The organism is Streptococcus dentiloxodontae, assembly GCF_053206925.1.
The window spans coordinates 28,030-52,516 of sequence record NZ_JBRUHR010000006.1; the positions used below are offsets into that span (position 1 = coordinate 28,030).

The 24,487-nt window shown below is 40.7% G+C and carries 19 protein-coding genes and 1 pseudogene; 17 read left to right on the top strand and 3 right to left on the bottom strand.

All coding sequences use genetic code 11. From position 1 onward, the window contains the following. The first annotated feature begins 41 nt into the window (after positions 1-41). Together ACVRZ8_RS04745 and ACVRZ8_RS04750 are read left to right on the top strand one after the other, a co-directional pair. Positions 42-1,472, top strand: a complete 1,431-nt coding sequence (locus ACVRZ8_RS04745) for an NADP-dependent glyceraldehyde-3-phosphate dehydrogenase (protein ID WP_447448167.1) — start codon at positions 42-44, stop codon at positions 1,470-1,472. Positions 1,473-1,601: 129 nt separating this feature from the next. Then, positions 1,602-3,245 (top strand): phosphoenolpyruvate carboxykinase (ATP), encoded by a 1,644-nt coding sequence (locus ACVRZ8_RS04750; protein WP_447448168.1) that lies wholly within the window; start codon positions 1,602-1,604, stop codon positions 3,243-3,245. A gap of 68 nt (positions 3,246-3,313) precedes the next feature. On the opposite strand, the gene ACVRZ8_RS04755 is transcribed toward ACVRZ8_RS04750, so the two are convergent. Continuing rightward, positions 3,314-4,396 (bottom strand): DEAD/DEAH box helicase, encoded by a 1,083-nt coding sequence (locus tag ACVRZ8_RS04755; protein WP_447448169.1) that lies wholly within the window; start codon positions 4,394-4,396, stop codon positions 3,314-3,316. An 87-nt stretch (positions 4,397-4,483) separates the two neighbouring features. Here ACVRZ8_RS04755 and udk point away from each other — a divergent pair, with 87 nt between their 5' ends. From udk to ACVRZ8_RS04775, 4 genes are all read left to right on the top strand, one after another. Continuing rightward, positions 4,484-5,107, top strand: coding sequence for a uridine kinase (udk, locus tag ACVRZ8_RS04760; protein WP_447448170.1), 624 nt, complete (start codon positions 4,484-4,486; stop codon positions 5,105-5,107). A 47-nt stretch (positions 5,108-5,154) separates the two neighbouring features. Next, a complete protein-coding gene (locus tag ACVRZ8_RS04765) occupies positions 5,155-7,068 on the top strand; it encodes an ABC-F family ATP-binding cassette domain-containing protein (RefSeq protein WP_447448171.1) in 1,914 nt (637 codons plus the stop codon). 63 nt (positions 7,069-7,131) lie between these two features. Beyond that, a complete protein-coding gene (locus ACVRZ8_RS04770) occupies positions 7,132-8,883 on the top strand; it encodes an ABC transporter ATP-binding protein (RefSeq protein WP_447448228.1) in 1,752 nt (583 codons plus the stop codon). A gap of 2 nt (positions 8,884-8,885) precedes the next feature. Further along, on the top strand, positions 8,886-10,763 hold the full coding sequence (locus ACVRZ8_RS04775) for an ABC transporter ATP-binding protein (protein ID WP_447448172.1): 1,878 nt from the start codon (positions 8,886-8,888) through the stop codon (positions 10,761-10,763). A gap of 492 nt (positions 10,764-11,255) precedes the next feature. On the opposite strand, the gene gatD is transcribed toward ACVRZ8_RS04775, so the two are convergent. After that, the gene (gene gatD / locus ACVRZ8_RS04780) at positions 11,256-12,041 is read right to left on the bottom strand and encodes a lipid II isoglutaminyl synthase subunit GatD (RefSeq protein WP_447448174.1); all 786 of its coding nucleotides are present in this window, start codon (positions 12,039-12,041) and stop codon (positions 11,256-11,258) included. After that, positions 12,041-13,384 carry a lipid II isoglutaminyl synthase subunit MurT gene (murT, locus tag ACVRZ8_RS04785; protein ID WP_447448175.1) on the bottom strand — a complete coding sequence of 448 codons (1,344 nt, stop codon included), beginning with the start codon at positions 13,382-13,384 and terminating at the stop codon, positions 12,041-12,043. Before murT ends, gatD begins: the two co-directional genes overlap by 1 nt. A gap of 127 nt (positions 13,385-13,511) precedes the next feature. Here murT and cdaA point away from each other — a divergent pair, with 127 nt between their 5' ends. The 11 genes and pseudogenes from cdaA (at position 13,512) to rfbA (ending at position 24,486) form a co-directional block, all read left to right on the top strand. Further along, positions 13,512-14,366 (top strand): diadenylate cyclase CdaA, encoded by an 855-nt coding sequence (gene cdaA / locus ACVRZ8_RS04790; RefSeq protein WP_447448229.1) that lies wholly within the window; start codon positions 13,512-13,514, stop codon positions 14,364-14,366. Next, positions 14,359-15,327, top strand: coding sequence for a CdaR family protein (locus ACVRZ8_RS04795; protein ID WP_447448176.1), 969 nt, complete (start codon positions 14,359-14,361; stop codon positions 15,325-15,327). The genes cdaA and ACVRZ8_RS04795 overlap by 8 nt, the downstream gene beginning before the upstream one ends. 38 nt (positions 15,328-15,365) lie before the next feature. Continuing rightward, positions 15,366-16,718 carry a phosphoglucosamine mutase gene (gene glmM, locus ACVRZ8_RS04800; RefSeq protein ID WP_447448177.1) on the top strand — a complete coding sequence of 451 codons (1,353 nt, stop codon included), beginning with the start codon at positions 15,366-15,368 and terminating at the stop codon, positions 16,716-16,718. Positions 16,719-16,733: 15 nt separating this feature from the next. Further along, entirely contained in the window at positions 16,734-17,180 is a 447-nt protein-coding gene (locus ACVRZ8_RS04805) for a GtrA family protein (RefSeq protein WP_447448178.1), read from the top strand. Between the two features lie 283 nt (positions 17,181-17,463). Continuing rightward, the gene (locus ACVRZ8_RS04810; RefSeq protein ID WP_447448179.1) at positions 17,464-18,153 is read left to right on the top strand and encodes a tRNA (adenine(22)-N(1))-methyltransferase; all 690 of its coding nucleotides are present in this window, start codon (positions 17,464-17,466) and stop codon (positions 18,151-18,153) included. Further along, positions 18,140-18,928: a Nif3-like dinuclear metal center hexameric protein gene (locus tag ACVRZ8_RS04815; protein WP_447448180.1), complete on the top strand. Its 789-nt coding sequence runs from the start codon at positions 18,140-18,142 to the stop codon at positions 18,926-18,928. The genes ACVRZ8_RS04810 and ACVRZ8_RS04815 overlap by 14 nt, the downstream gene beginning before the upstream one ends. 14 nt (positions 18,929-18,942) lie before the next feature. Then, positions 18,943-19,746 (top strand): alpha/beta fold hydrolase, encoded by an 804-nt coding sequence (locus ACVRZ8_RS04820; protein ID WP_447448181.1) that lies wholly within the window; start codon positions 18,943-18,945, stop codon positions 19,744-19,746. Between the two features lie 57 nt (positions 19,747-19,803). Then, positions 19,804-20,628, top strand: a complete 825-nt coding sequence (locus tag ACVRZ8_RS04825) for a ZIP family metal transporter (RefSeq protein ID WP_447448182.1) — start codon at positions 19,804-19,806, stop codon at positions 20,626-20,628. Positions 20,629-20,676: 48 nt separating this feature from the next. Then, positions 20,677-21,762 (top strand): NAD(P)/FAD-dependent oxidoreductase, encoded by a 1,086-nt coding sequence (locus tag ACVRZ8_RS04830; protein ID WP_447448183.1) that lies wholly within the window; start codon positions 20,677-20,679, stop codon positions 21,760-21,762. Between the two features lie 223 nt (positions 21,763-21,985). Continuing rightward, positions 21,986-23,284 (top strand): annotated as a pseudogene (locus ACVRZ8_RS04835) (PHB depolymerase family esterase); the annotation flags it as partial. A 332-nt stretch (positions 23,285-23,616) separates the two neighbouring features. Continuing rightward, on the top strand, positions 23,617-24,486 hold the full coding sequence (gene rfbA / locus ACVRZ8_RS04840) for a glucose-1-phosphate thymidylyltransferase RfbA (protein ID WP_447448184.1): 870 nt from the start codon (positions 23,617-23,619) through the stop codon (positions 24,484-24,486). The last annotated feature ends 1 nt before the right edge of the window (position 24,487 follow it).

Below are 24,487 nucleotides of genomic sequence, written 5' to 3' on the forward strand. Positions count from 1 at the left end.
ATGCTAGAATAGACTTATACTAATTAAAAAGGAGAAATATATTGGCAAAACAATATAAAAATTATATCAATGGTGAATGGAAATCATCAGATGATGAAATTAAGATCTATGCACCAGCTACTGGTGAGGAACTAGGTTCTGTTCCAGCTATGAGTCAAGAAGAGGTAGATTATGTCTATGCTTCTGCTAAGGCTGCACAAAAAGAATGGCGTGCCCTTTCTTATATAGAACGTGCAGCTTACCTTCATAAAGTTGCAGATATTTTGGAACGTGATGCTGAAAAAATCGGTGCCGTTCTTTCAAAAGAAATTGCAAAAGGTTATAAATCAGCTGTTAGCGAAGTTATCCGTACTGCTGAAATTATTAATTATGCAGCTGAAGAAGGTCTTCGCATGGAAGGTGAAGTTTTAGAAGGTGGAAGTTTTGAAGCGGCTAGCAAGAAAAAAATTGCGATTGTTCGTCGTGAACCAGTAGGACTTGTTCTTGCTATCTCACCATTTAACTACCCAATTAACCTTGCGGGTTCTAAGATTGCACCAGCACTTATTTCAGGAAATGTTGTTGCCCTTAAACCACCAACACAAGGTTCTATTTCAGGTCTTCTTTTGGCGGAAGCTTTTGCTGAAGCAGGACTTCCTGCAGGAGTCTTTAATACCATCACTGGACGTGGTTCTGTTATTGGTGATTATATTGTTGAGCATGAAGCGGTTAATTATATCAACTTTACAGGTTCTACACCAATCGGTGAACGTATTGGCAAATTGGCTGGTATGCGCCCAATTATGCTTGAACTTGGCGGTAAGGACTCAGCTATTGTCCTCAAAGATGCTGATCTTGAATTGACAGCTAAAAATATCATTGCTGGTGCTTTTGGTTATTCAGGTCAACGCTGTACAGCAGTGAAACGTGTGCTTGTTCAAGAAGAAGTGGCTGATGAGTTGGTTGAACTCATTCGTCAAAAAGTCCTTGATTTGACTATTGGTATGCCAGAAGATGATGCTGATATCACACCATTGATTGATACCAAAGCAGCTGACTATGTTGAAGGTCTGATCAATGATGCCAGTGAAAAAGGTGCAGACGCCCGCACTGAGATCAAGCGCGAAGGTAACCTTATCTGTCCAATTCTCTTTGACAAGGTAACAACAGATATGCGTTTGGCTTGGGAAGAACCTTTTGGTCCAGTATTGCCAATTATCCGCGTGAAATCTGTTGATGAGGCTATTGAGATTTCTAATAAATCTGAATACGGCCTTCAAGCTTCAGTATTTACCAACAATTTCCCATTGGCCTTCAAGATTGCTGAACAGCTTGAAGTGGGTACTGTGCATATCAACAACAAAACACAACGCGGTACAGATAATTTCCCATTCTTGGGTGCTAAGAAATCTGGTGCCGGAATTCAAGGTGTGAAATACTCTATCGAAGCAATGACAACTGTTAAATCTACAGTATTTGATATTGCTAAATAATAGTTTAAAGGATTAGCTGTGCTAGTCCTTTTGCTGTTTCTGTAAATCTGAAAGACAGCAATTTCTTAAAGGTTTTCTAAATGTTGGAATTAGAAAATCTTATCTGATGTAAAATAGTAAGGGGTAAATATGGTTACACGTCATCAATTTTCAGAAAATGAAATGGGAAAAAACAGTTCCTATTTCTCTCCTTTGAAAACAATCGTTGAAACAGCTTTTTATGAAAATCAAGTTCATTCTATTAAAACTTTGGAAGAAGCCTATCAATTAGCTTCAGTAGCGGCAGGAACAGTTGTCTTAGATATGCCTGTCATCCATACTAAAGAACTAGGCCTGCCTTCCTATGCCCGTGTTTTATTGACAAACTCCGGTGCTATAGTCGGAAGGACAGCCAAAGCTCGTCGCATTTATGGTGTTAATGCTGATGAAGATGAGCGCTTGTTATCTATTGTTCGCAGTGCTATCTATCAATCGCATCGCCGCAGCTTTTATAAAGCAGATGCTATTGTCGGCTTAGATGAGAATTTTATGGTACGGGCTCATTTGATGGTACCCGAAGAAGAAGTTAATAATATCTATTCGTGGCTGCTTAACTTTCAAATTTTGGACGAAGAATTTAAAAACCGTTTGAAGGTTTCTAAAGTCTATGATGAAGATGATATTTTTGTCTTTTTTGATCCTAAATGGTCACATCCTGATTATCCGGATGGTTTGGCTTATTTTGATACCAAACATAATTGTGTAGCTATTTTGGGATTAAATTACTTTGGAGAGTTAAAGAAATCAACTTTAACCTTGGCTTGGGCGACTGCAGCTCGAAATGGTTATGTTGCCTGTCATGGCGGTCTAAAAATTTTCAAAACGAATGAAGGAAAAGATGATTATGTTGCCTCTTTCTTTGGATTATCTGGATCGGGAAAATCAACGTTAACACATGCTAAACATAAGGATAAATATGATATTAAAGTGCTGCATGATGACGCTTTTATCATATCCGAAAAGGATGGATCATCCATCGCTTTAGAACCTTCCTATTTTGATAAGACAAATGACTACCCGACAGGGCATCGGGAACAGGATTTCTTTGTTACTGTTCAAAATTGCGGGGTTACGCTTGATGATAATGGCCGTAAAAAATTGGTGACAGAAGATATTCGTAATGGTAACGGCAGAACAGTCAAGTCACGCTTTTCTACTCCTAATCGTGTTGATCGTATTGATGAACCTATAAACGCTATTTTTTGGATTATGAAGGATGATTCTCTACCGCCTTTGATTAGAATCAAAGATCCAGCGCTGGCAGCAGCCATGGGCTGTACCCTGATGACAAAGCGATCTAGTGCTGAAAATGTTAAAGGAGATTTAAAAAGTTTAGTTATTGAACCTTACGCTAATCCTTTTCGAGTCTATCCGCTGGTTCAAGATTATCGGAAATTCCATTATCTCTTTGTTTCGGGCGTGGATTGTTATATCATTAATACTGGATTTTATATGAATAAAAGCATACCGAAGGAAGTTAGTTTAGAAATTATTGAAAAGCTTGTTGATGGCGATGCTAGTTTTAAACATTTTGGAACCTTAGATGGTGTAGATTATCTAGAATTAGAGAACTATCCTCTTCCTGATTTTGATGATGATTATAAACAATTGCTTCGTGAAAGAATGCAAATACGTTTAAATTTCCTACTCCATTTCAACCAGGAAAATCCTAAGACAGCTTTGCCAGTTCAGGCAATTTCTCGCTTAGAAGGTATTATCAGTGAATTAGAATGAGTAAAAAGGAACTAGGTCATAAGTCCTAGTTCCTTTTGGTTCTAAATATTCGGATAATCTCGAACGATTTATTTTTCATAGAATTTCTGATTTTTGAAGGTAAGTTCGCTGACTTTAGCAAACTTTTTAAGTTTTTTCAAATCTTCTGGATGACTGACGAAACTAATAACGGTTCCCTTTTTGCCCATACGGCCAGTTCGTCCAGCACGATGGGTATAGTCATCGGCATTGCGAGGAATATCATAATTAATGACTGTTTCAAGGCTGTCAATATCAATCCCACGAGCGACAATATCTGTGGCTAATAGCAGAGTGAGCTCGTAATTTTTAAATTTTTCAAGAATAAGTTTACGAAATTTGACATTAACATCAGAAGCTAATGACACCGCAGAGCAGTCTTTATATTGCAGACGCTCTTCGGCAGCGCCTAAATCAGATAGACTGTTAAAGAAAACCAACCCCCGAAAATCTGGAATATTGGAGAATTTACGTAATAATTCTAGGCGATCTCGTTTATCTACCAATAAATAATAGTGATGAATACTGTCTAAGCTTTGTTGGGATAAATCAATAACCTTCGTTTCTTCAGCTAAATCAGAAATAGGAATTTTCTGAGTTGCAGATAGGTAAATCATCTGATGTTTGCGCGGCACATAGTGTGTTATTTTTGAAACAAATTGGTATTGGCTGTCACTGAGCAATTCATCAAATTCGTCTAGGACAATGGTGTTGACAGACATCATCTTGATTTTTTTCAGCTTAATCAGTTCAAAAACGCGACCTGGCGTTCCGATAAGAATCTCAGGGCCTTTTTTCAAGCGCTCAATCTGCCGTTTTTGACTAGAACCAGATAGAAAGAGCTGTGCTTTCAAATTCAAGGGTTCTGCCCATTCTTTGACAACCTCAAAGAGTTGCCCGGCCAGTTCGGTGTTAGGAGCTAAAATGAGCAGCTGCTGAGCTTTCCGAGGTGTTAGTGACAGTAAAAGCGGAAAAAGATAAGCTAGTGTTTTGCCTGTTCCTGTCGGGCTGATGCCCAGAACATTTTTCCCGTCAGATATGGGCTGAAATAAGGATTTCTGAATAGGGGCAGCCTCTCTTATATCTTTTTGACTGAGTAGGCTCTGCCATGCTTCTGGAAAAGTAGTAAACATAAAGGTCTCAATTTCTATTTGATTTTCTTTTATTATAGCATGATTTGGTGTAAAATAGGAGAAGACTATTTTAGATGGGAAGTTAAGATGCGTAAGAAACCGATTATTATTGGCGTGACAGGTGGTTCTGGAGGAGGCAAGACCAGTGTGTCGCGTGCTATTTTGGCTAATTTTCCTGATGCTAAGATTGCTATGATTGAGCATGATTCTTATTATAAGGATCAGTCTCATCTGACTTTTGAAGAGCGTGTAATGACTAACTATGACCACCCTTTAGCCTTTGAGACAGATCTTTTTATTGAACATCTCAATGAACTGATTGCTGGACGTCCAGTGGATATCCCTATTTATGATTACACACAGCATACGCGCAGCGATAAAACTTACCGTCAGGAACCTCAGGAAGTTTTCATTGTTGAAGGGATTTTAGTTTTAGAAGACCAGCGCCTGCGTGATTTGATGGATATTAAACTTTTTGTTGACACGGATGATGATATTCGTATTATTCGTCGGATTAAAAGAGATATGGAAGAACGCGGCAGAAGTTTGGACAGTATTATTGAACAGTATACCAGCGTTGTTAAACCTATGTATCATCAATTCATTGAGCCTAGTAAACGTTATGCTGATATTGTCATTCCAGAAGGTGTTTCAAATACGGTGGCTATTGATCTTATCAATACAAAGGTTGCCAGTATTCTTGGAGAATAGTGGCAAAAGTTGGGTCTTGAGCTCAACTTTTTTGCTATAATAGAGTTATGATTATTTTACAAGGAAATAAATTAGAGCGCTCATTTTCTGGTGATGTGCTCTTTGATAATATTAACATTCAGGTAGATGAACGCGACCGTATCGCTTTGGTTGGCCGCAATGGTGCGGGTAAATCGACACTCTTAAAAATTCTCGTGGGTGAAGAAGCGCCGACATCAGGTGACATTAATGTCAAGCGTGATGTCACACTGTCTTATCTGGCTCAGGACAGCCGTTTTGAGTCTGAAAATAGCATTTATGATGAAATGCTGCACGTTTTTGATGATTTGCATGCTACTGAAAAGCGACTGCGTGTGATGGAAGGGCAAATGGCAGAGCTGACAGGAGCGGAGTTTGACAAGCTCATGGCTGACTACGATCGTTTATCAGAGGATTTCAGACAGCAGGGCGGTTTCACTTATGAGAGTGATATCAAGGCTATTCTCAACGGTTTTAAATTTGATGAGTCCATGTGGCAGATGAAAATCGCAGAGCTGTCAGGTGGTCAAAACACGCGCTTGGCCTTGGCTAAGATGCTGCTGGAGAAACCAGAGCTCTTGGTGCTGGATGAGCCGACCAATCACTTGGACATTGAGACTATCGCTTGGCTGGAAAATTATCTGGTCAATTATCAAGGAGCACTGATTATTGTCAGTCACGACCGCTATTTTTTAGACAAAGTGGCGACAGTGACGCTGGATTTGACCCCGCATAGCCTTGATCGTTATGTAGGAAATTATTCCAAGTTCATGGATTTGAAAGCGGAGAAATTGGCTGCTGAAGAAAAAAATTATGAAAAGCAAGCCAAGGAAATCGCAAAGTTAGAGGATTTCGTGCAGCGCAATATTGTCCGAGCTTCAACGACGAAACGTGCTCAGGCGCGCCGTAAGCAGTTGGAAAAAATGGAGCGGCTGGAGAAACCTCAGGCTGGACAGAAGTCTGCCAATATGACTTTTCATGCGGACAAGGTATCTGGTAATATTGTCTTGACAGTGACAGATGCCGCTATTGGCTATGATGGTCAGGTTCTAGCACAGCCCATTGACCTAGATGTCAGAAAACTGGATGCCATTGCCATTGTGGGGCCAAATGGTATCGGTAAGTCAACCCTAATCAAGTCTATCCTAGGCCAAATTCCATTTGTTCAGGGAAGTTCAACTTACGGCGCCAACGTGGAAGTGGGTTATTACGACCAAACACAGACCAATCTGACGCCTAGCAATACCGTTTTGGACGAACTTTGGAATGACTTTTCAACCACACCAGAAGTGGAGATTCGCAACCGTCTGGGTGCTTTTCTCTTTTCTGGTGATGATGTTAAAAAATCAGTTGCCATGCTGTCAGGCGGCGAACGCGCTCGTCTGCTCCTAGCTAAACTTTCCATGGAGAACAATAATTTTCTCATTTTGGATGAGCCGACCAACCATTTAGACATTGACAGCAAGGAAGTGTTGGAGAATGCCCTTATTGATTTTGATGGCACTCTGCTTTTTGTCAGTCACGACCGTTATTTTATCAACCGTGTAGCCACAAAGGTTCTGGAAATCTCTGAGAAGGGCTCCACTCTTTATCTGGGCGATTACGATTATTATCTGGAAAAAAAGGCAGAGCAGGAAGAATTAACACGTCTTAAAGAAGAAGCCAAAGCCCCTGCCAGTCAGACATCAGCAGCTGGCGCTGTCAATTATCAAGCACAAAAGGCCAATCAAAAAGAATTGCGCAAACTCACACGCCGCATCGCTGAAATTGAAGAAAGCTTGGAAACCATCGAAACGCGTGAGTCTGAGATCAACTCTGCCATGCTTGAGACCAATGATGCCAGCCAACTTGTAGACCTGCAAAAGGAACTAGACAGCGTTCAGGCAGAACAATTAGAGTTGATGGACGAGTGGGAGAAGCTAAGCGAACAGGTGGAGGAGTGAGCAACTGGGATATACCAATTATTGAAGAACCTATTCCTAATATTGTAGAAAGAGATGGACAAGATGATTAATACCTTATTAGCTCAAGTCAAGCAGTACAGAAGGCAGTCGCTTTTGTCGCCCCTATTTGCTGCATTAGAGGTCTTTTTTGATGTTTCTGTTCCCTTTGTCATTTCCCTTTTAATTGACCAAGGGATTCAAACAGGCAACATGACTAAGGTGATCTTATATGGATTTTTAATGCTTCTTCTAGCTGCTTGCGGTTTGACCTGCGGTTATTTGGCAGGGAAATATGCAGCGCAGGCGTCAGCAGGTTTTGCAGCTAATTTGCGTGAAGGAATGTATGACAATATTCAGACCTTTTCCTTTTCAAATATTGATAAATTCAGTACAGCAGGTTTGGTTACACGGATGACAACAGATGTAACCAATGTTCAAAATGCCTATCAGATGATTATCCGTATTGTTGTGCGGGCACCGCTGACAATTATTGTCAGTATGATAATGTGCTTTATTGTTGACAGTCAGCTGAGCTTAATTTTTTTAGCAGCCGTATTATTTTTGGGCGGAGCTTTGCTCATTATCGTTCGTTTGGCTATGATCAATTTTCAAAAAGGATTTCGAAAATATGATGATTTGAATGCTAGCACACAGGAAAATATCTCTGGGATTCGTGTTGTCAAAGCCTTCGTCCGTGAGGATTTTGAAATTCAAAAATTTAACAAGGCTGTTAATGTTATCTACGACCTTTTTGTCAAGGCTGAAAAAATTATCATTTTCAATAATCCCGTGATGATTGCTATTATCTGTGCCTGTATTATTTTGTTGTCTTGGTTTGGAACTCGTTTTATTATTGCAGGCAGCCTAACAACAGGAGAATTGACGTCGCTTTTCTCTTATGTTTTGGGCATGATGATTTCTCTTATGATGCTGTCTATGATTATGGTTATGATTTCTATGAGTATTGCCAGTGCGCATCGTATCGCAGCAGTGCTTGAGGAAAAAGCCGATATTGTCAATCCTGAAAACCCTATCACGGAAGTCCCAAATGGAGAAATTACTTTTGAACACGTCAGTTTTGCTTATAAGCATGGCAGTTCAGATGAAGTTTTGACAGATATTGATTTGACTATTCGTTCTGGGGAAATTATCGGGATTATTGGCGGAACAGGCAGCGGTAAGACTTCCTTTGCCAATTTAATGTCACGTCTTTATGATGTTGATAGCGGGCGTGTCTTGGTTGGCGGACATGATGTAAGAGATTATGATTTGGAAATTTTGCGGGATCAGGTTGCGGTTGTTCTTCAAAAGAATGTCCTCTTCTCAGGAACAATCTTAGACAACCTGCGTTGGGGCAATGAAAATGCAACAGAAGACGAATGTATTGAGGCTTGCCATCAGGCCTGTGCTGATGAATTTATTGAGCGTTTCCCAGATAAGTACAATACTTGGATTGAACAAGGCGGAAGCAATGTTTCAGGTGGTCAAAAACAGCGGCTCTGCATTGCCCGTGCACTTTTGAAAAAGCCTAAAGTTCTCATTTTAGATGACTCAACAAGTGCTGTTGATACAGCAACAGATGCCAAGATTCGCCGTGCTCTGGCTGAAAGTATTCCAGGTACAACTAAGATTATCATTGCTCAGCGTATCTCCAGTGTGGAACATGCTGATAAGATTTTGGTACTTGATGATGGTAAAATTTCTGGCTTTGCAAATCATAGTGATTTGTTAAAAACTAATGCGATTTACCGTGAAATTTATGAAGTACAGCAGCAAGGAAGCGGTGATTTTGATGAGGAAGGAGGGGCAGACTAAGGATGGCTAATGAAAAACAATCGGTTAACAAACAGGACACTTTGAAGCGTGTTTTGGCCTATATTTTTAAATATTACAAAATTCGTTTTATCCTAGTTTTCGTTTTGATTTTAATAACGGCACTGTGTTTGCTGCAGTTTAATCTTTTTATCCAGACTCTGATTGACGATTATATCACTCCGCTATTGGCTTCTGATAGTCATGATTTTTCAGGGCTTGATTTGGCGATTTTAAAATTAGCTTTGGTAGGTCTTCTTGGTGTGCTGAGTGCCTACGGTTACAATCGCCTCATGGTCTATGTGGGTCAGGGAACTATGCGGCGTATTCGTTCAGACCTTTTTACCCATATGGAAGCTTTGCCGATTAAATATTTTGATACCCATTCCCATGGAGATATCATGTCCATCTATACCAATGATGTAGACACCTTGCGTCAGCTTATCAGTCAGAGCATTCCGCAGGTGCTTAATTCATTGTTTACCATTTTAACGACTCTGACAACAATGACCATTCTAAACCTTCCTTTGACGGTTTTATCTGTTCTTATGGTTCTGGTTCTTTTATTTGTGGCACGGAAAATCGCTGCGCAGTCTTCAAAATTCTTTCATGCTCAGCAAAATGATTTAGGACGTGTTAATGGTTTCATTGAGGAAATGATGGAGGGGCAAAAGGTCGTCAAAGTCTTTAACCATGAAGAACAGGCTAAGAAAGATTTCAATAAGATTAATCAAGAACTGCGTAGCAGTGCAACAGACGCCAATATCTATGCTAATATTTTGATGCCGATTTCTGCTAATATCGGACATATCTCCTATGTTCTTTGTGCCATTATGGGAGCAGTTCTTGCATTGAATGGTTATGTTGGCTTAACGTTAGGGACATTAGTATCCTTTTTGACCCTGAACCGTGGTTTTACCAACCCAATTACTCAAATCAGTCAGCAAATTAATAGTGTTATCATGGCCATGGCCGGTGCTGATCGTATCTTCAAACTCCTAGATGAAAAACCAGAAATGGATCAAGGCTATGTTGAGCTAGTCAATGCTGTCGAAAAAGCTGACGGCAGCTTATCTGAGACTGATACACAAACAGGAACCTGGGCATGGAAGCATCCTCATGAAGATGGCCGTGTGACTTACACTAAGCAAGAAGGAAGCGTGACATTCTCTGATGTGACCTTTGGTTATAACGATGAGAAGATGGTTCTTCATCAGATCAATCTTTTTGCCAAACCTGGCCAAAAAATTGCTTTTGTCGGATCAACTGGTGCTGGTAAGACCACCATTACAAATTTGATCAATCGTTTCTATGATATTCAGGAAGGTAAGATTCATTATGATGGCATCAACATCAGTAAAATAAAAAAGGCCGATTTACGTCGCAGCTTAGGTATTGTTTTGCAGGACACGCATCTTTTTACAGGAACAGTCATGGAAAACATTCGCTATGGGCGATTGGAAGCAACGGATGAAGAATGTATTGAGGCTGCAAAATTGGCCAATGCAGATGGCTTTATCAGGCATTTGCCAGAAGGGTATGACACTATTTTGACTGGTGACGGCGGTACATTGTCTCAAGGACAGCGTCAGTTGCTGGCTATTGCACGAGCAGCAGTAGCCAATCCGCCAGCTCTGATTTTAGATGAGGCGACTTCATCCATTGATACACGTACAGAGGTTCACGTCCAAGAAGGAATGGATGCTCTGATGAAAAACCGTACAACATTTGTTATTGCCCACCGTCTTTCAACGGTTCGAAATGCTGATTGTATCATGGTTATGGAGCAGGGACGTATCATTGAACGCGGCAGTCATGATGAATTGCTGGCTCAAAAAGGTCGTTATTATCAGCTTTATACAGGCAATGCTATTGCTGAGTAAAATAAGTACACCATGTGCTGATATTGGCAAAAAGCTAAAGACAGCACAGCAAAAAAACCAAGTTTGATTTCAAACTTGGTTTTTGTATGAGATTTTAAAAAAAGATAAGTATTTTCCAGAAAAGGCTATTAATTGGGGTGATCTGATAAAACAGACTTCATGTTGTTTTTTAAATATGGATTGTATTCGACCGCTTTCCAAATAGCCATATAGGCTAATAAAACCAGCGTTGGCAAAATACTTAGGAAAAAGAAAGTTTTGGCTAGGAGAGTGTAGTTTGAAGAAATCGTTATGGTATGTTCACCAGACGGCAGCTTAGAACCTGAAACAGTCCACTAGACTGTTTTTGACTCTTGCTTCGCAAGTTTTATTTCATGATTAAAAAGATTTCTCAGACCTTTTTAACCCGCCTTCGCACAAATTGGTTAGGTTAGCCGCTATCACTTGTACAGCAAGAAATAAATAATTGGCTACTTTTATCTCAGCTTCTTCTCAGTCAAATTCTGCCTTACTTTTAATGTCGCCGTATTCTTCAGCGACTTCCAAGCTAAGAATATCATTATAACTTGGCAGCTGAATGTTTCTGCCATACTTGTTATACAGGGCTGTTGTGACTAGGCGATAAGCAAGATTGGCATTGCGCGAGAGAATAGGGCCATGGAAGTAAGAACCAAAGACGTTTTTATAATGCACACCTTCGGTGCTGTCTTCCCTGTTATTGCCATTGCCATAGACAACTTGACCTAATGGTTTTTCATCATCAGACAGGAAAGTCCTTCCCTGATGGTTCTCAAAGCCATAGTAGGTCTCGTCAAACTCATCATTGTGAATTTTGATGTCACCGATGAAACGGTTATTTTCCTGATTGAGGGTATAGTGACCCATAACACCGATACCATCAATACGAACGCCATTGGCCTGAACATAGTATTGCCCCAAAAGCTGAAAGCCCCCGCAAATGGCTAACATGACTTTGTCTTTTTGGATAAAATCGTCAATAGCTGCGCGTTTATGCGGCAAATCCTTAGCGACGATAGCTTGCTCATAGTCTTGACCGCCGCCAAAGAAGACTAGGTCATACTTATCGGCATCAAAAGTATCACCGACTGAGACGATATCAAAGATCATACGGGCGCCCAATTTTTCGCCAACATATTTCATCATAAGGACATTTCCATTGTCCCCGTAAGTGTTGAGAAGATTGCCATAGAGGTGGGCGACATTGAGCTGGTAAGGGTATGTTTTGTTAATAGGAGATTGCAAAGAAGTGTAAGTCATTAGTTCATCTCCCTTCCAACAGCGTGTTTACTTGCTAAGAGCTCGCGAAATTCCAGCATGGCAGTGTAGGTTGCTAAAATATAAGCGTGATCTGTTTCTTGCTTTTCAATCATATTCATGATGTCTTCTAATTGTTCGGCTTGCTGGATTTTTGTTTCATCGTAACCAGTAACCCGCAGACGACGGGCAATTTCTGAATGGCGGACACCGCCTGCAAAGATTTGCGGAATGTCCATTTCCAAAATGCTCTCAAAATTGGCATCCCAAATCCAGCTGGTGTCAATTCCGTCAGCATAATTGGCATTGAGAAGGACAGATAAGCTGAAAGGATATGGGGCTAACCTGATCATGTCTAAGGCCTGACTGGCACCGACAGGGTTTTTAATAAGAACAAGCGTACAGGATTTATTTCCAATCCTGAAGGTTTCCTGCCGTCCAAAAACAGCACGGCTTTTTTCAAAACCAGCTTTAATCTGCTCAGGATTCACCTCAAAGAATTCAGCCACAGATACGGCAGCCAGTGCATTGTAGATATTATAAAGGCCGCCAACATTGATTTTGTAATCCTGTCCGTCAATGATAAATTCAGAACTTGTGTTGCTAATTTTGGTCAGCTCAGTCAGCTTGTAATCTAAGTTCGGCCGTTTGAAACTGCAGTTGAGGCAAATGTAATCGCCCAGATTAGCATAAGTGTTCATGCGGTATTGCAGGATGTGCTCACATTTTGGGCAGACAATGCCTTCGGTATTGTAGTGGGCTAGCTGCGGCTCATGCTTTTCAGTATCAAAACCGTAAAATTTGACAGGATTGATAACATTGGCTGAATGAAAAAGAGGGCTGTCACCATTGGCTAAAATCGTCGCTTCCGGTGCCTTGGCTGCTCCGTCCAAAATCATCTGATAGGTCGTGTAAATCTCGCCGTAACGATCCATTTGGTCACGGAAAATATTGGTGAAGACAAAAAGATTAGGCTTTAAATAGTTTGTAATCTTAGGAAGACTGGCCTCATCAATTTCCAGCACGGCTATTTTTTTACCTGATTTTGTTTTTTTAGCCGTTAGAAAAGTGGAGGTGATTCCGGTAATCATATTGGCACCGCTGGGATTGGTCAATACTTGACCGTAGGCTTCTTTAAGAATGCCAACTGTTAAGGCGGTGGTCAATGTTTTACCGTTGGTACCCGTAACCACAACGATTTCGTAATCTTTAGCGAGTGCATTTAAAATATCTTTGTCGAACTTAAGGGCAATTTTTCCCGGTAAGGTAGATCCTCGTCCCATTTTACTGAGAAAGAAGTGGGCGGTTTTACCAGCCAGGATTCCCAAGCTTGTTTTTATAGTCATGTCTTTATTTTATCACAAAATAACCTCTTGTAGTCTCAAAATAATCGTAATTCGTGGTATAATATTATTTGTTGATTTTTGCAGTCAGTTATGGCTGCTGGAAACGATGAAAGAAAGTGTGAACTGTATGGGAATTTTTTCGTCCATTGATTTAGAGTTTTGGCGAGGTATCTTTTCATCGCCTTGGGCTATCTTTATTAATTCCTTGGACATTATTATTGTTACGTATTTAATTTACCGTTTGATTAAGGTTTTGCAAGGAACGAAAATCATGACCCTGATCCAAGGGGTGATATTTTTCATCTTAATCAAAATAATAGCTGATATTATCGGTCTAACAACAATTGCTTTTTTGATGAATCAAGTGATCACCTACGGTGTTATTGCGGCGGTCATCATTTTTGCTCCAGAAATACGTTCTGCTCTTGAGACATTTGGCCGAACACCACGAAGTTTCCTTAAGACAAAGACCGTTTCAAGTGAAGAGGCTCTCATAGAAGCCTGTGTCAAATCAGTCAAGTACATGAGCCCTCGTAAAATAGGTGCCCTGGTATCTATTGAACGAACCCAAACGCTTGTTGAATATATATCCACGGGAATACCGCTTGATGCAAATGTAACTGGGGAACTTCTTATCAATATTTTTATTCCCAATACCCCCTTGCACGACGGAGCTGTTATTGTCAAAGGCAATAAGATTGCCACAGCCTGCAGCTATCTTCCCTTGTCGGAATCCAGCAAGATTTCCAAAGAATTTGGGACACGACACAGAGCGGCTATTGGTTTATCTGAGCAGACAGATGCCCTGACCTTTGTCGTTTCAGAAGAGACGGGAGCAATTTCTATTGCTTATAAGGGTGATTTTAACCATGATTTATCTATAGAGGATTTTGAAAAAGAGCTGCGCAGCATCCTTATTCAAGAAGAGGCGGCGAAACCTGCTTGGTATAAACGTTTGATTGGGGGTGGGAAAAATGCTTAAACGCTTTTTATCACGTTTTAAACGGCCAACTTTCTGGCAAATTTGTGTGTCATTCTTCTTTGCTGTCATTCTTTTTATTACGGCAGCGACCAGCAATTATTCTTTGCGTGACAATGTATCCAGTTCGACAGAAACCTATACACAGACGCTTGAGTCAGTTCCGATTGACATCAAGTATGATAGTGATGCTTATTTTATCAGTGGTTATAATTACGGTGCGGAGGTCTATCTGACAGCTACGACTCAACTAGCTCTTGCAACAGAGACTTCTCTTGATACTCGTAACTTTAAGCTGGTCGCTGATTTGACTAATTTTGGTCCAGGTACTAGCAAAGTCGCCATCAAGGTTAAAGATTTGCCTGCCGGGATGTCAGCACAGGTTTATCCGGCTACTATGACAGTAACTATTGGTAAAAAGGCCAGCAAGACCTTTGCGGTGGAACCTAAAATATCAGATGATCAATTAGAGAAGGGTTATAGCATCACCTCAGCCAAACTGAATTTAGATAAGGTGACGGTAACGTCAAGTGAGGATATTATTGATCAAATTGACCATGTCGAAGCTGTTTTGCCAGACAATACAATTTTAAATGGTGATTATGATGGTGAGATGACGCTGCAGGCGGTTTCTGAATCAGGAACAGTACTGGCAAGCTCAATTTCACCAGCTAAGGCAACTGCAGCAATTAAAGTCAAGAAATTAACCAAAAAGGTACCTTTGAAAGTTGAGCTTGTAGGTGATATGGACAGCAGTCTATCTAAGATCAACTATGAAATTGATACCTCACAAGTCACGATTTCAGGGACTCAAGAAGAATTGGATGCTATAAGCAGTGTTACGGCAACAGTAGATATTTCAGCGATTACTAAAGACACAACAAAAACGGTGACCCTATCAGCTAAGGACGTTAGTGTTGAGCCAGAGACTGTGAAAGTTAATTTGAAAACAACTAAAAAATAAAGAAAATAAGGAGGATGTGCGTTCGCACAGACGACATTATGGGGAAATATTTTGGAACGGACGGTGTCCGTGGTGAAGCAAATGTAGAATTAACACCAGAGTTAGCCTTTAAACTGGGCCGTTTTGGCGGTTATGTTCTGAGTCAGTATGAAGCAGGGCATCCAAGAGTATTTGTGGCACGTGACACCCGTATCTCAGGTGAGATGCTTGAATCAGCCCTTGTAGCAGGATTGCTTTCAGTTGGTATTGAAGTTTATAAACTAGGCGTTCTAGCTACTCCTGGGGTCTCTTATCTGGTTCGTACGGAAAAAGCCAGCGCAGGTGTTATGATTTCGGCTAGCCATAACCCAGCGCTTGATAATGGAATTAAGTTCTTTGGCGGAGATGGTTTTAAGTTAGATGATGAACGCGAAGCAGAAATTGAGGCTCTCTTAGATGCTGCCGAAGACACGCTGCCGCGCCCTTCGGCTGAAGGTTTAGGGAAACTTGTTGATTATCCAGAAGGTGTCCGTAAGTACGAAAAATTTATGATTTCAACAGGTCATAACTTGGACGGGCTTAAGATTGCACTCGATTTGGCTAATGGTGCTGCGGAAGCTTCTGCACGCAACATTTTCTTAGACTTGGGCGCTGATATCACTGTTATTGGCGATCAGCCGGACGGTCTTAATATCAATGATGGTGTTGGCTCAACCCATCCAGAAGCCTTGCAAGAGCTGGTTAAGGAATCAGGCTCAGCTATTGGTCTTGCCTTTGACGGTGATAGCGATCGTTTAATTGCTGTTGATGAAAATGGCGAGATTGTAGACGGTGACAAGATTATGTATATTATCGGCAAATACTTGTCTGATAAGGGGGAGTTGGCTAAAAATACCATCGTAACAACGGTCATGTCCAACCTTGGTTTTCATAAGGCACTTGATCGTGAAGGTATCAATAAAGCTGTAACTGCAGTTGGTGACCGTTATGTTGTTGAAGAAATGCGTAAATCGGGCTACAATCTTGGCGGTGAGCAGTCAGGGCATGTCATTATCATGGATTACAATACTACAGGAGATGGTCAGCTGACAGCTATTCAGCTAACCAAGATTATGTCGGAGACTGGTAAGACATTGTCAGAGCTAGCATCAGAAGTTACGATTTACCCTCAAAAATTAGTTAATATCCGTGTTGAAAATAGTATGAAAGATAATGCAATGGCAGTCCCAGCTATTGCTGCTGTTATTGAAAAAATGGAAGCAGAGATGGCAGGCAATGGCCGTATCCTAGTACGTCCTTCAGGAACAGAGCCTCTTTTACGCGTTATGGCTGAAGCACCAACGCATGGAGAGGTAGATTACTATGTCAATACGATTGCCCGTGTTGTTCGTGACGAGATTGGATTGGACTAAAGGGAGGGGCTGTCTATGGACAAAATAAAAGCTTTTGTGTCAACTGAAGTATTTAAATATTTATTTTTCGGCGTCTTAGCAACAATCGTTTCTATCGTGACTCGGCTTTTCCTCTTCTGGATAACCCAGCAGGGAGATTTCTCTGCTTTTATCGCTAATGTTGTTTCCATTATTTTTGCCTTTTTTACTAATGATTTCTTCGTTTTCAACCAAAAACGGGCTGGAATGATGAATCGATTTGTCAAGTTTACAGGGGCTCGTCTTCTGACCTTAATTATGGATGTTTTATTGGCTCGTCTCTTAGTAGACCAATACCCAGAAATTATTGGTCAGTTTGTTAACCATAATGCAGGTATGGTAAATGCTATTGAGACCGTTTTCTCGCAAGTCTTGATTATTGTGCTCAATTACATCATTTCAAAATTCTTTGTCTTTACTGGCTCGCAGCGGTCAGAAAAATAATTCATGTTAAAGCTTGGGGTAAAATAACCTCAGCTTTTTTAGTGATTTTGTGTAAGAGCGTGCACATGAAGCAACTCTTTTCAATGTGTTAAAATTGTGTTTTTAAATGATTTTAGCTGTTATTACTGGCATGCTATGGTAAAAACTTGCTGCTTAATTTTAGCCCTTGAAAGAAAAAATGACTTAAGAGACAGAAGTCCTGTGATTTCTGTCTTACTTGAGAATGCTATCTTTTTTTGATATATTATAAGTAATTTTACGATTTAGAAAGTTAAGAAAATAGATGTCTATCCCTTTATCGCAGCGTCTTTTGAATGTTGCTCAATTTGTCCCCAAAGGTGCTAAACTCTTAGATGTGGGGAGCGACCATGCTTACCTGCCTCTTTATCTGTTGGAACAAAATCAAATCCAATCGGCTATTGCAGGTGAGGTTGTCAAAGGTCCGTTTGAATCGGCTTTAAGGAATGTCACTCAGTCTGACTTCTCAGATAGAATTACTGTGCGTTTGGCAAATGGCTTAGCTGCTTTTGATGACAGAGATGGTATTTCTGCCATCACTATCTGTGGGATGGGCGGCCGCTTAATTGTTGATATTTTAGATGCAGGACAGGAAAAATTGGCTAAAGTCAGTCGTCTGATTTTGCAGCCAAATAATTGCGAAGATGATTTGCGCCTGTGGCTTAGCCAACATCAGTTTGTGATTCTTGATGAAACTATTATGACCGAAAATGGCAAGTATTATGAAATTATTGTCGCTGAGCATGGGAAGCAGGAATTAACTTCATTAGATCTGCGTTTTGGCCCCTGCCTGCGTCAGGAAAAGTCAGAAGTTTTTAGCTTAAGATGGCAGCGAGAACTAACTAAGTTGGAACTTGCTCTGACTAAGGTGCCGCTAACTAACGAGAGAGATTGCTCTGCTATTTCCCAAAAAATTATCAGAATCAAGGAGGTGCTGGATAATGAAGGCGAGTGAGCTGATTGCGCGCTATGAGGCTTTTTGTCCGCAAGAACTCTCTATGGAGGGGGATATATCGGGTTTGCAAATTGGCAGTCCTAATCAAGAGGTTGAGACTGTTATGGTGACTTTAGATGTTCGAGAAAATACGGTGGCCGAAGCTATCAAAGAAGGAGTGGATCTTATCATCACCAAGCATGCACCGATTTTTCGGCCGCTCAAAGATTTAACGGCATCACCGCAAACTGATATATTGCTGGACTTGGTTAAACACAATATTGCCGTTTATGTCAGCCACACTAATATTGATGTGCTTGAAGGGGGGCTCAATGATTGGTTTTGTGAGCTGCTTGAGATTAAAGATACCGAGTATTTGACAGCGACAGCAGATGGTCAGGGGATTGGCCGTGTGGGTCAAGTAGAAAAGCAGCGCTTGGAAGATTTAGCTCTCAAAGTTAAGTCTGCTTTTGCTTTGGATGCTGTTCGTCTGGTTCGTTATGATAAGGATAATCCTTTGGTGAGCCGAGTGGCTATTTGCGGCGGTTCGGGTCAGTCCTTTTATAAAGATGCCTTGAGTAAGGGGGCGCAAGTTCTCATTACAGGTGATATTTATTACCATACAGGGCAGGAGATGCTTACCAATGGCCTTTTAGCTATTGATCCTGGTCATCACATTGAAGTTTTATTTATTGAAAAAATAGCAGAGCAAATTAGAATTTGGGCGAAAGAAGAGAACTGGCAGCTGGAAGTTTTGGAAAGTAAGGCCACTACCAATCCCTTTGATCATCTTTAGGAGAAGGGGTACTTATGTATCATGCTAAAAATGCAAGCTTGACCTTTGATAATATCAAGATGGATTATGTTACTTTTGGACGAGGTAAGCAGCCGTTAGTTCTTATTCCTGGTTTGAGTTTACAGCGTATCAAAGGTTCAGCCTTTCAAATGTCTTTTGTTTATCGTATTTTTGCCAAAGATTACAAGGTTTATATGTTTGACCGAAAAGATCTCGTATCGGAAGGCTATCACATTTCTGATATGGCAAATGAATTAGCTCGGGCTCTGCAGCAGTTAGAAATCACACAAGCAGATGTGGTAGGAATTTCACAAGGCGGTATGATTGCTCAATATTTGGCTATTCATTATCCCAGTCTCGTTCATAAATTGGTACTGGGGGTTACCATGCCCAAAGTCAATGCTACAGTTCAGTCAACTGTCAGTCAGTGGATTGCATTAGCTAAAAGTGCTGATGGCTCAGCTATTGTCAAAAATATGATGGAAACTGTTTATTCGGAAAACTATATTCGCAGGCATCGATTTCTGATTAATTTAATGACTAGATTCATGCGGCCTAAGGAGTTAGATCGTTTTGTCATTCTGGCTCAGTCTATTTTGAATTTCGATGTTTACGATGATTTAAAGCGCATTCAGTGTTCGGTTTTTGCTATTGGCGGCAAAGAGGACAAGGTTTTAAGCGGTCAAGCTTCCAGAGAAATTGCAGAACAGTTATCTTGTCCTAGCTATCTTTATGAAGGGTTGGGACATTCGGCTTATATGGAAGCTAAGGATTTTAATCAAAGAATCTTAGAGTTTTTAAAAACAGCTGATGTTTAGTGTTTTAAGATTATTGTGTGAAACTTTTTTATGTAAAATATAGAAAGGGATTGTCTTATGTCGTGGCTCATGTCACAAAATGTTGTTTTGCTGGCTTTATTGGCTGGTTTATTTACATGGGGCTGCACGGTTGTAGGTGCTGCCATTGTCTTTTTCTTTAAAAATATCAGCCGTAAGCTTCTGGATGTTATGATGGGATTTGCGGCGGGCGTCATGATTGCTGCCAGCTTTTGGTCTTTGCTAGAGCCGTCCATTTCCTATGCGCAAAATAATGATTATGGGACTTGGTCATGGCTGCCTGCAGCTGTTGGTTTCCTTGTTGGTGGCTTGAGTCTTCGTTTGATTGATGCACTTGTTCCTCACTTGCATTTGGGCAAGGATGTTTCCGAGGCTGAGGGCATTCAGCCTGATAAGAAACTGTCTAAGACAGCTCTCTTATTTTTAGCTATTACGATTCATAATTTTCCAGAAGGCTTGGCAGTAGGTGTTACTTTTGGTGCGCTGGCAGGTGGTAATATGACCACTGCAGGTCTTATGGGAGCAATTGGTTTAGCAATTGGTATTGGTTTACAGAATGTCCCAGAAGGAGCAGCACTTTCTATTCCCATTCGTGCTGACGGTGCTTCGCGTGCCAGAGCCTTTTACATGGGTTCTATGTCTGCTATCGTTGAGCCAATAGGCGCGGTATTAGGGGCAGCTCTTGTTATGTGGATGTTAGCTGTTATTCCTTATGCACTCTCATTTGCTGCAGGTGCTATGATTTTTGTGGTTACTGAAGAATTAATTCCAGAGTCTCAGACCAATGGAAATACGGATATTGCCACTTTAGGCCTCATGGTTGGTTTTGTTATTATGATGATTATGGATGTTGCTTTGGGATAATGAGATGAGAACACGGGTAATCCGTGTTTTTTGGAAAGGATAAATGTCATGAAAGTAGCCATTATTGGTGCAGGTATTGTTGGTTCAGCGGCTGCCTATTATCTGTCAAAAGAAGAAGGTATAACAGCTGTTATTTTTGATGAGGGAAAAGGTCAGGCGACCAAGGCTGCCGCAGGTATTATTAGCCCTTGGTTTTCTAAGCGCCGTAACAAAGCTTGGTATAAAATGGCTCGCTTAGGTGCTGATTTTTACCAAGAATTGATTGCCGATTTAAAAGCAGAAGGTATTTCTACAGACTTTTATGAGCAGTCAGGAGTGGCTTTGCTGAAAAAAGATGAAACAAAACTGAAAGATCTTTATGATCATGCCAGCAAGCGTTTAAAGGAATCGCCGATTATTGGTCAAATCAGTATTGAACCTGCAGTAAATTTGTCTGATTTTACTGGCTTTGAGCATTATCTTTTTGCTGCTGGAGGAGCTAGAGTCGAAGGGAGCCATCTTACTCAGACGCTTATTGAAGCTGCGGGTTTTCCAGTTTTTAAAGAAAAAGCAGAGCTAACAGTTGCAGCTGATGGGAATTACTGTGTTCAAGGTCAGCCATTTGATGCTCTTATCTTAGCCTGCGGTGCTTGGTTGCCAGATATTCTTGAGCCATTAGGCTATCGGGTTGATATTCGTCCGCAAAAAGGTCAGCTTCGTGATTATGAATATAATCACTTGAATACTGGGGACTACCCTGTTCTTATGCCGGAGGGTGAATTAGATGTGATACCATTTGCTGGTGGTAAGATTTCTGTAGGTGCCAGCCATGAAAATGATAAGGGTTATGATTTAACGGTTGATTCAGAAGTTCTTAACCGATTAGAGACAGAAGCGCTAGCTTATTTTCCAAAATTAAAAGAAGCAAAAGCGCATTCAGAACGTGTAGGAACACGAGCTTACACCAGTGATTTCTCTCCTTTTTACGGAGAGGTTCCGGGACTTGCTCATGTATGGGCAGCATCTGGCTTAGGTTCTTCTGGTCTGACAACGGGTCCTCTTATTGGCTGTGAATTGGTTAGGAATTTATTAGGGCAAGAAACGGTTTTAAATAAAGAAAATTATCCTATTGAACGCTATATTTATAAAGATTAAGGGGATGTTTGTCCTCTCCTTTTTAGTTGGCTTAGTTTACAATTCCTTAAAAATAAATTATAATATTCCAGTAAAGTATTAAAAAATAAGAATTGTCTGTCAGACAGTTCTGAGGGGGAAAGTTATGAACAAAAAACTACTGATTTTTTTGCTTGCCTTTACTTTAATATTAGGCAGCTTTTCTATAGCATCCAATGCTTATGCGGGCCCTCGCAGTCAAGCGATATCAATTGATAAAACAAGCATAGTTATAGATACTTATGAATTTGGGCCAGCAGTGTCCAAGGTTGTTTTACAGACCAATACCTATGTTAATGCCGTATCAACAGCTAATGCCAGTGTCACAACTGCGGGTATTTCCAGAAGCATTTTAAATAGCTATTTGTCTGATTCAGAAGGCAATCAAATTAGCGATGGCAGAAGTAAGTATGTGACTTTGGAGCTGGATATCAGTTACAATGTCTCAGACAGTACACTGAGTGCATCACCATTTACTTTTGACTTAACAACATGGCGCAATAATTGGGTTAGCTCATATGTTGTTGATGTTAACGGTATCGAACTAACACCAGATCGCTCTCGTGGAGCCCAAAGTATCACCTCTTCTCAAGAAGCTCTTTCCAATCGCATTATGGCAGCATCTAATATTTTTACAGAGCGCGGAAGTTCAGGTAATATGCAGTATGCTTCTTACAGTCCTGCAAGTGCTGCCGGCGGTGAGAAAAATCCTTTGATTGTTTGGCTGCATGGTATTGGCGAAGTAGGCACAGACATGGATATGCCGCTCAATTCCACAGAGGTCAAGGCTTTAACGCAAGATGACATTCAGAGCCACTTCAGTTCTACTGGATCTGGAACACAAAGCGGTGCCTATGTTCTTGTTCCGCAGTCATCAGAGCCTTGGAGTGATGACAATACGGATGACTTGATGGCTTTGATTAATGCTTATGTAGCTGCCCACCCAGATGTTGACAGCAGTCGTATTTATCTCGCTGGTGCTTCCAATGGTGCCGGCATGGTTGCTAAAATGGGAGTTGCCTATCCTGATACTTTTGCCGCTCTTGTTCCGATTGCTGGTGGCTATACTTACAACGAAACAACAAGTGACAGCGGTGAATCTATTTACAGTGTGGATGAAGCCACTTTAGATGCATTAAAAGATGAACCTATGTGGTTTGTACATGCGCGTGCAGATACCACTGTACCAGTAGATACCAATGTGTTGCCATTTTATAAAGGTCTTTTAAATGGCGGAGCTACTAACAAATGGCTGACCTACTATGAAACTGCGACAGGAACAGACCTTCCCGGACAGGTTTATAATGGTCATTGGTCATGGATTTATTTCTTTAATGATCAAGTGACTGGTGTTCAAAATACTGAAAATGTAAAAACTTGGTCTGGCTTGACAGGCATGGTTGCAACAGATCCAACTCAGGGAGGAGATGCTAAAGCCATCTATGACGGTGTATCCTACAGCAATGTATTTGACTGGCTTAATGACCAATCAACTGATAACTAAAATAAAAGCTAATGCTTAATTTTGAGGGCTGAGTTCTGAACTCGGCTCTTTTTTGTTTATCTGTTCCAATCAGAGAGTATTAGCAGCAAGGCTGAGGTTATGGTAATCATATTAAGTCGACTGGCAGCCTTCTTTTTTTCTGTGAAAGCAGTGAGCTTTGATTGTCTATGCTTTTTAATGGAGTCCTAACCATTCAGTGGCTATTTTGGATGACTGTTTTACAATTTATTCAAAAAATAATAGCAATTATTGGAATAGATAAAGCTTTAAGTGACAAGGCTTACAAAAAATGTTAAAATAAATAGGATAAATGACAAAAGGAGACTTTTCTTATGAAAGGTATTATTCTTGCAGGTGGTTCAGGCACTCGTTTGTACCCACTGACTCGAGCTGCATCCAAACAGCTAATGCCAATTTACGATAAACCCATGATATATTACCCTTTATCAACGCTTATGCTGGCAGGAATCAAAGATATTTTGATTATTTCCACTCCTCAGGATCTTCCTCGTTTCGAGGAACTTTTGGGAGATGGTTCAGAGTTTGGTATTAATTTGGAATATGCAGAGCAGCCAAGTCCAGATGGCCTTGCGCAAGCCTTTATCATTGGTGAGGACTTTATTGGAGATGACAGCGTAGCCCTTATCTTGGGGGATAATATCTATCATGGAAATGGTCTGACACAAATGCTTCGCCGTGCCGAGGCCAAGGAAAAGGGTGCCACAGTTTTTGGTTACCAAGTCAAGGATCCAGAACGTTTTGGTGTTGTTGAATTTGATACTGATATGAACGCTATTTCCATCGAAGAAAAACCTGATCATCCTAAGTCTAATTATGCCGTTACAGGGCTTTATTTCTATGATAATGACGTTGTTGAGATAGCTAAGAATATCAAGCCATCACCTCGTGGTGAATTAGAAATTACTGATGTCAATAAGGCCTATCTTGAGCGTGGTGATTTATCCGTTGAACTTATGGGACGCGGTTTTGCTTGGCTTGATACAGGAACTCATGAGTCTCTCCTTGAAGCCGCTCAATACATTGAGACGGTTCAGCGCCTGCAAAATGTTCAAGTGGCAAATCTTGAAGAAATTGCTTATCGTATGGGCTATATCACGGCTGATCAAGTGCGTGAATTGGCACAGCCTTTGAAGAAAAATGAATACGGACAATACTTGCTCCGTTTGATTGGAGAAGCATAGA

Coding starts and splice junctions, on each gene's coding strand:
- ACVRZ8_RS04750 (WP_447448168.1), top strand. CDS start 1,602: ATGGTTACACGTCATCAATTTTCAGAAAATGAAATGGGAAAAAACAGT.
- ACVRZ8_RS04755 (WP_447448169.1), bottom strand. CDS start 4,396: ATGTTTACTACTTTTCCAGAAGCATGGCAGAGCCTACTCAGTCAAAAA.
- udk (WP_447448170.1), top strand. CDS start 4,484: ATGCGTAAGAAACCGATTATTATTGGCGTGACAGGTGGTTCTGGAGGA.
- ACVRZ8_RS04765 (WP_447448171.1), top strand. CDS start 5,155: ATGATTATTTTACAAGGAAATAAATTAGAGCGCTCATTTTCTGGTGAT.
- ACVRZ8_RS04770 (WP_447448228.1), top strand. CDS start 7,132: ATGATTAATACCTTATTAGCTCAAGTCAAGCAGTACAGAAGGCAGTCG.
- ACVRZ8_RS04775 (WP_447448172.1), top strand. CDS start 8,886: ATGGCTAATGAAAAACAATCGGTTAACAAACAGGACACTTTGAAGCGT.
- gatD (WP_447448174.1), bottom strand. CDS start 12,041: ATGACTTACACTTCTTTGCAATCTCCTATTAACAAAACATACCCTTAC.
- murT (WP_447448175.1), bottom strand. CDS start 13,384: ATGACTATAAAAACAAGCTTGGGAATCCTGGCTGGTAAAACCGCCCAC.
- cdaA (WP_447448229.1), top strand. CDS start 13,512: ATGGGAATTTTTTCGTCCATTGATTTAGAGTTTTGGCGAGGTATCTTT.
- ACVRZ8_RS04795 (WP_447448176.1), top strand. CDS start 14,359: ATGCTTAAACGCTTTTTATCACGTTTTAAACGGCCAACTTTCTGGCAA.
- glmM (WP_447448177.1), top strand. CDS start 15,366: ATGGGGAAATATTTTGGAACGGACGGTGTCCGTGGTGAAGCAAATGTA.
- ACVRZ8_RS04805 (WP_447448178.1), top strand. CDS start 16,734: ATGGACAAAATAAAAGCTTTTGTGTCAACTGAAGTATTTAAATATTTA.
- ACVRZ8_RS04810 (WP_447448179.1), top strand. CDS start 17,464: ATGTCTATCCCTTTATCGCAGCGTCTTTTGAATGTTGCTCAATTTGTC.
- ACVRZ8_RS04815 (WP_447448180.1), top strand. CDS start 18,140: ATGAAGGCGAGTGAGCTGATTGCGCGCTATGAGGCTTTTTGTCCGCAA.
- ACVRZ8_RS04820 (WP_447448181.1), top strand. CDS start 18,943: ATGTATCATGCTAAAAATGCAAGCTTGACCTTTGATAATATCAAGATG.
- ACVRZ8_RS04825 (WP_447448182.1), top strand. CDS start 19,804: ATGTCGTGGCTCATGTCACAAAATGTTGTTTTGCTGGCTTTATTGGCT.
- ACVRZ8_RS04830 (WP_447448183.1), top strand. CDS start 20,677: ATGAAAGTAGCCATTATTGGTGCAGGTATTGTTGGTTCAGCGGCTGCC.
- rfbA (WP_447448184.1), top strand. CDS start 23,617: ATGAAAGGTATTATTCTTGCAGGTGGTTCAGGCACTCGTTTGTACCCA.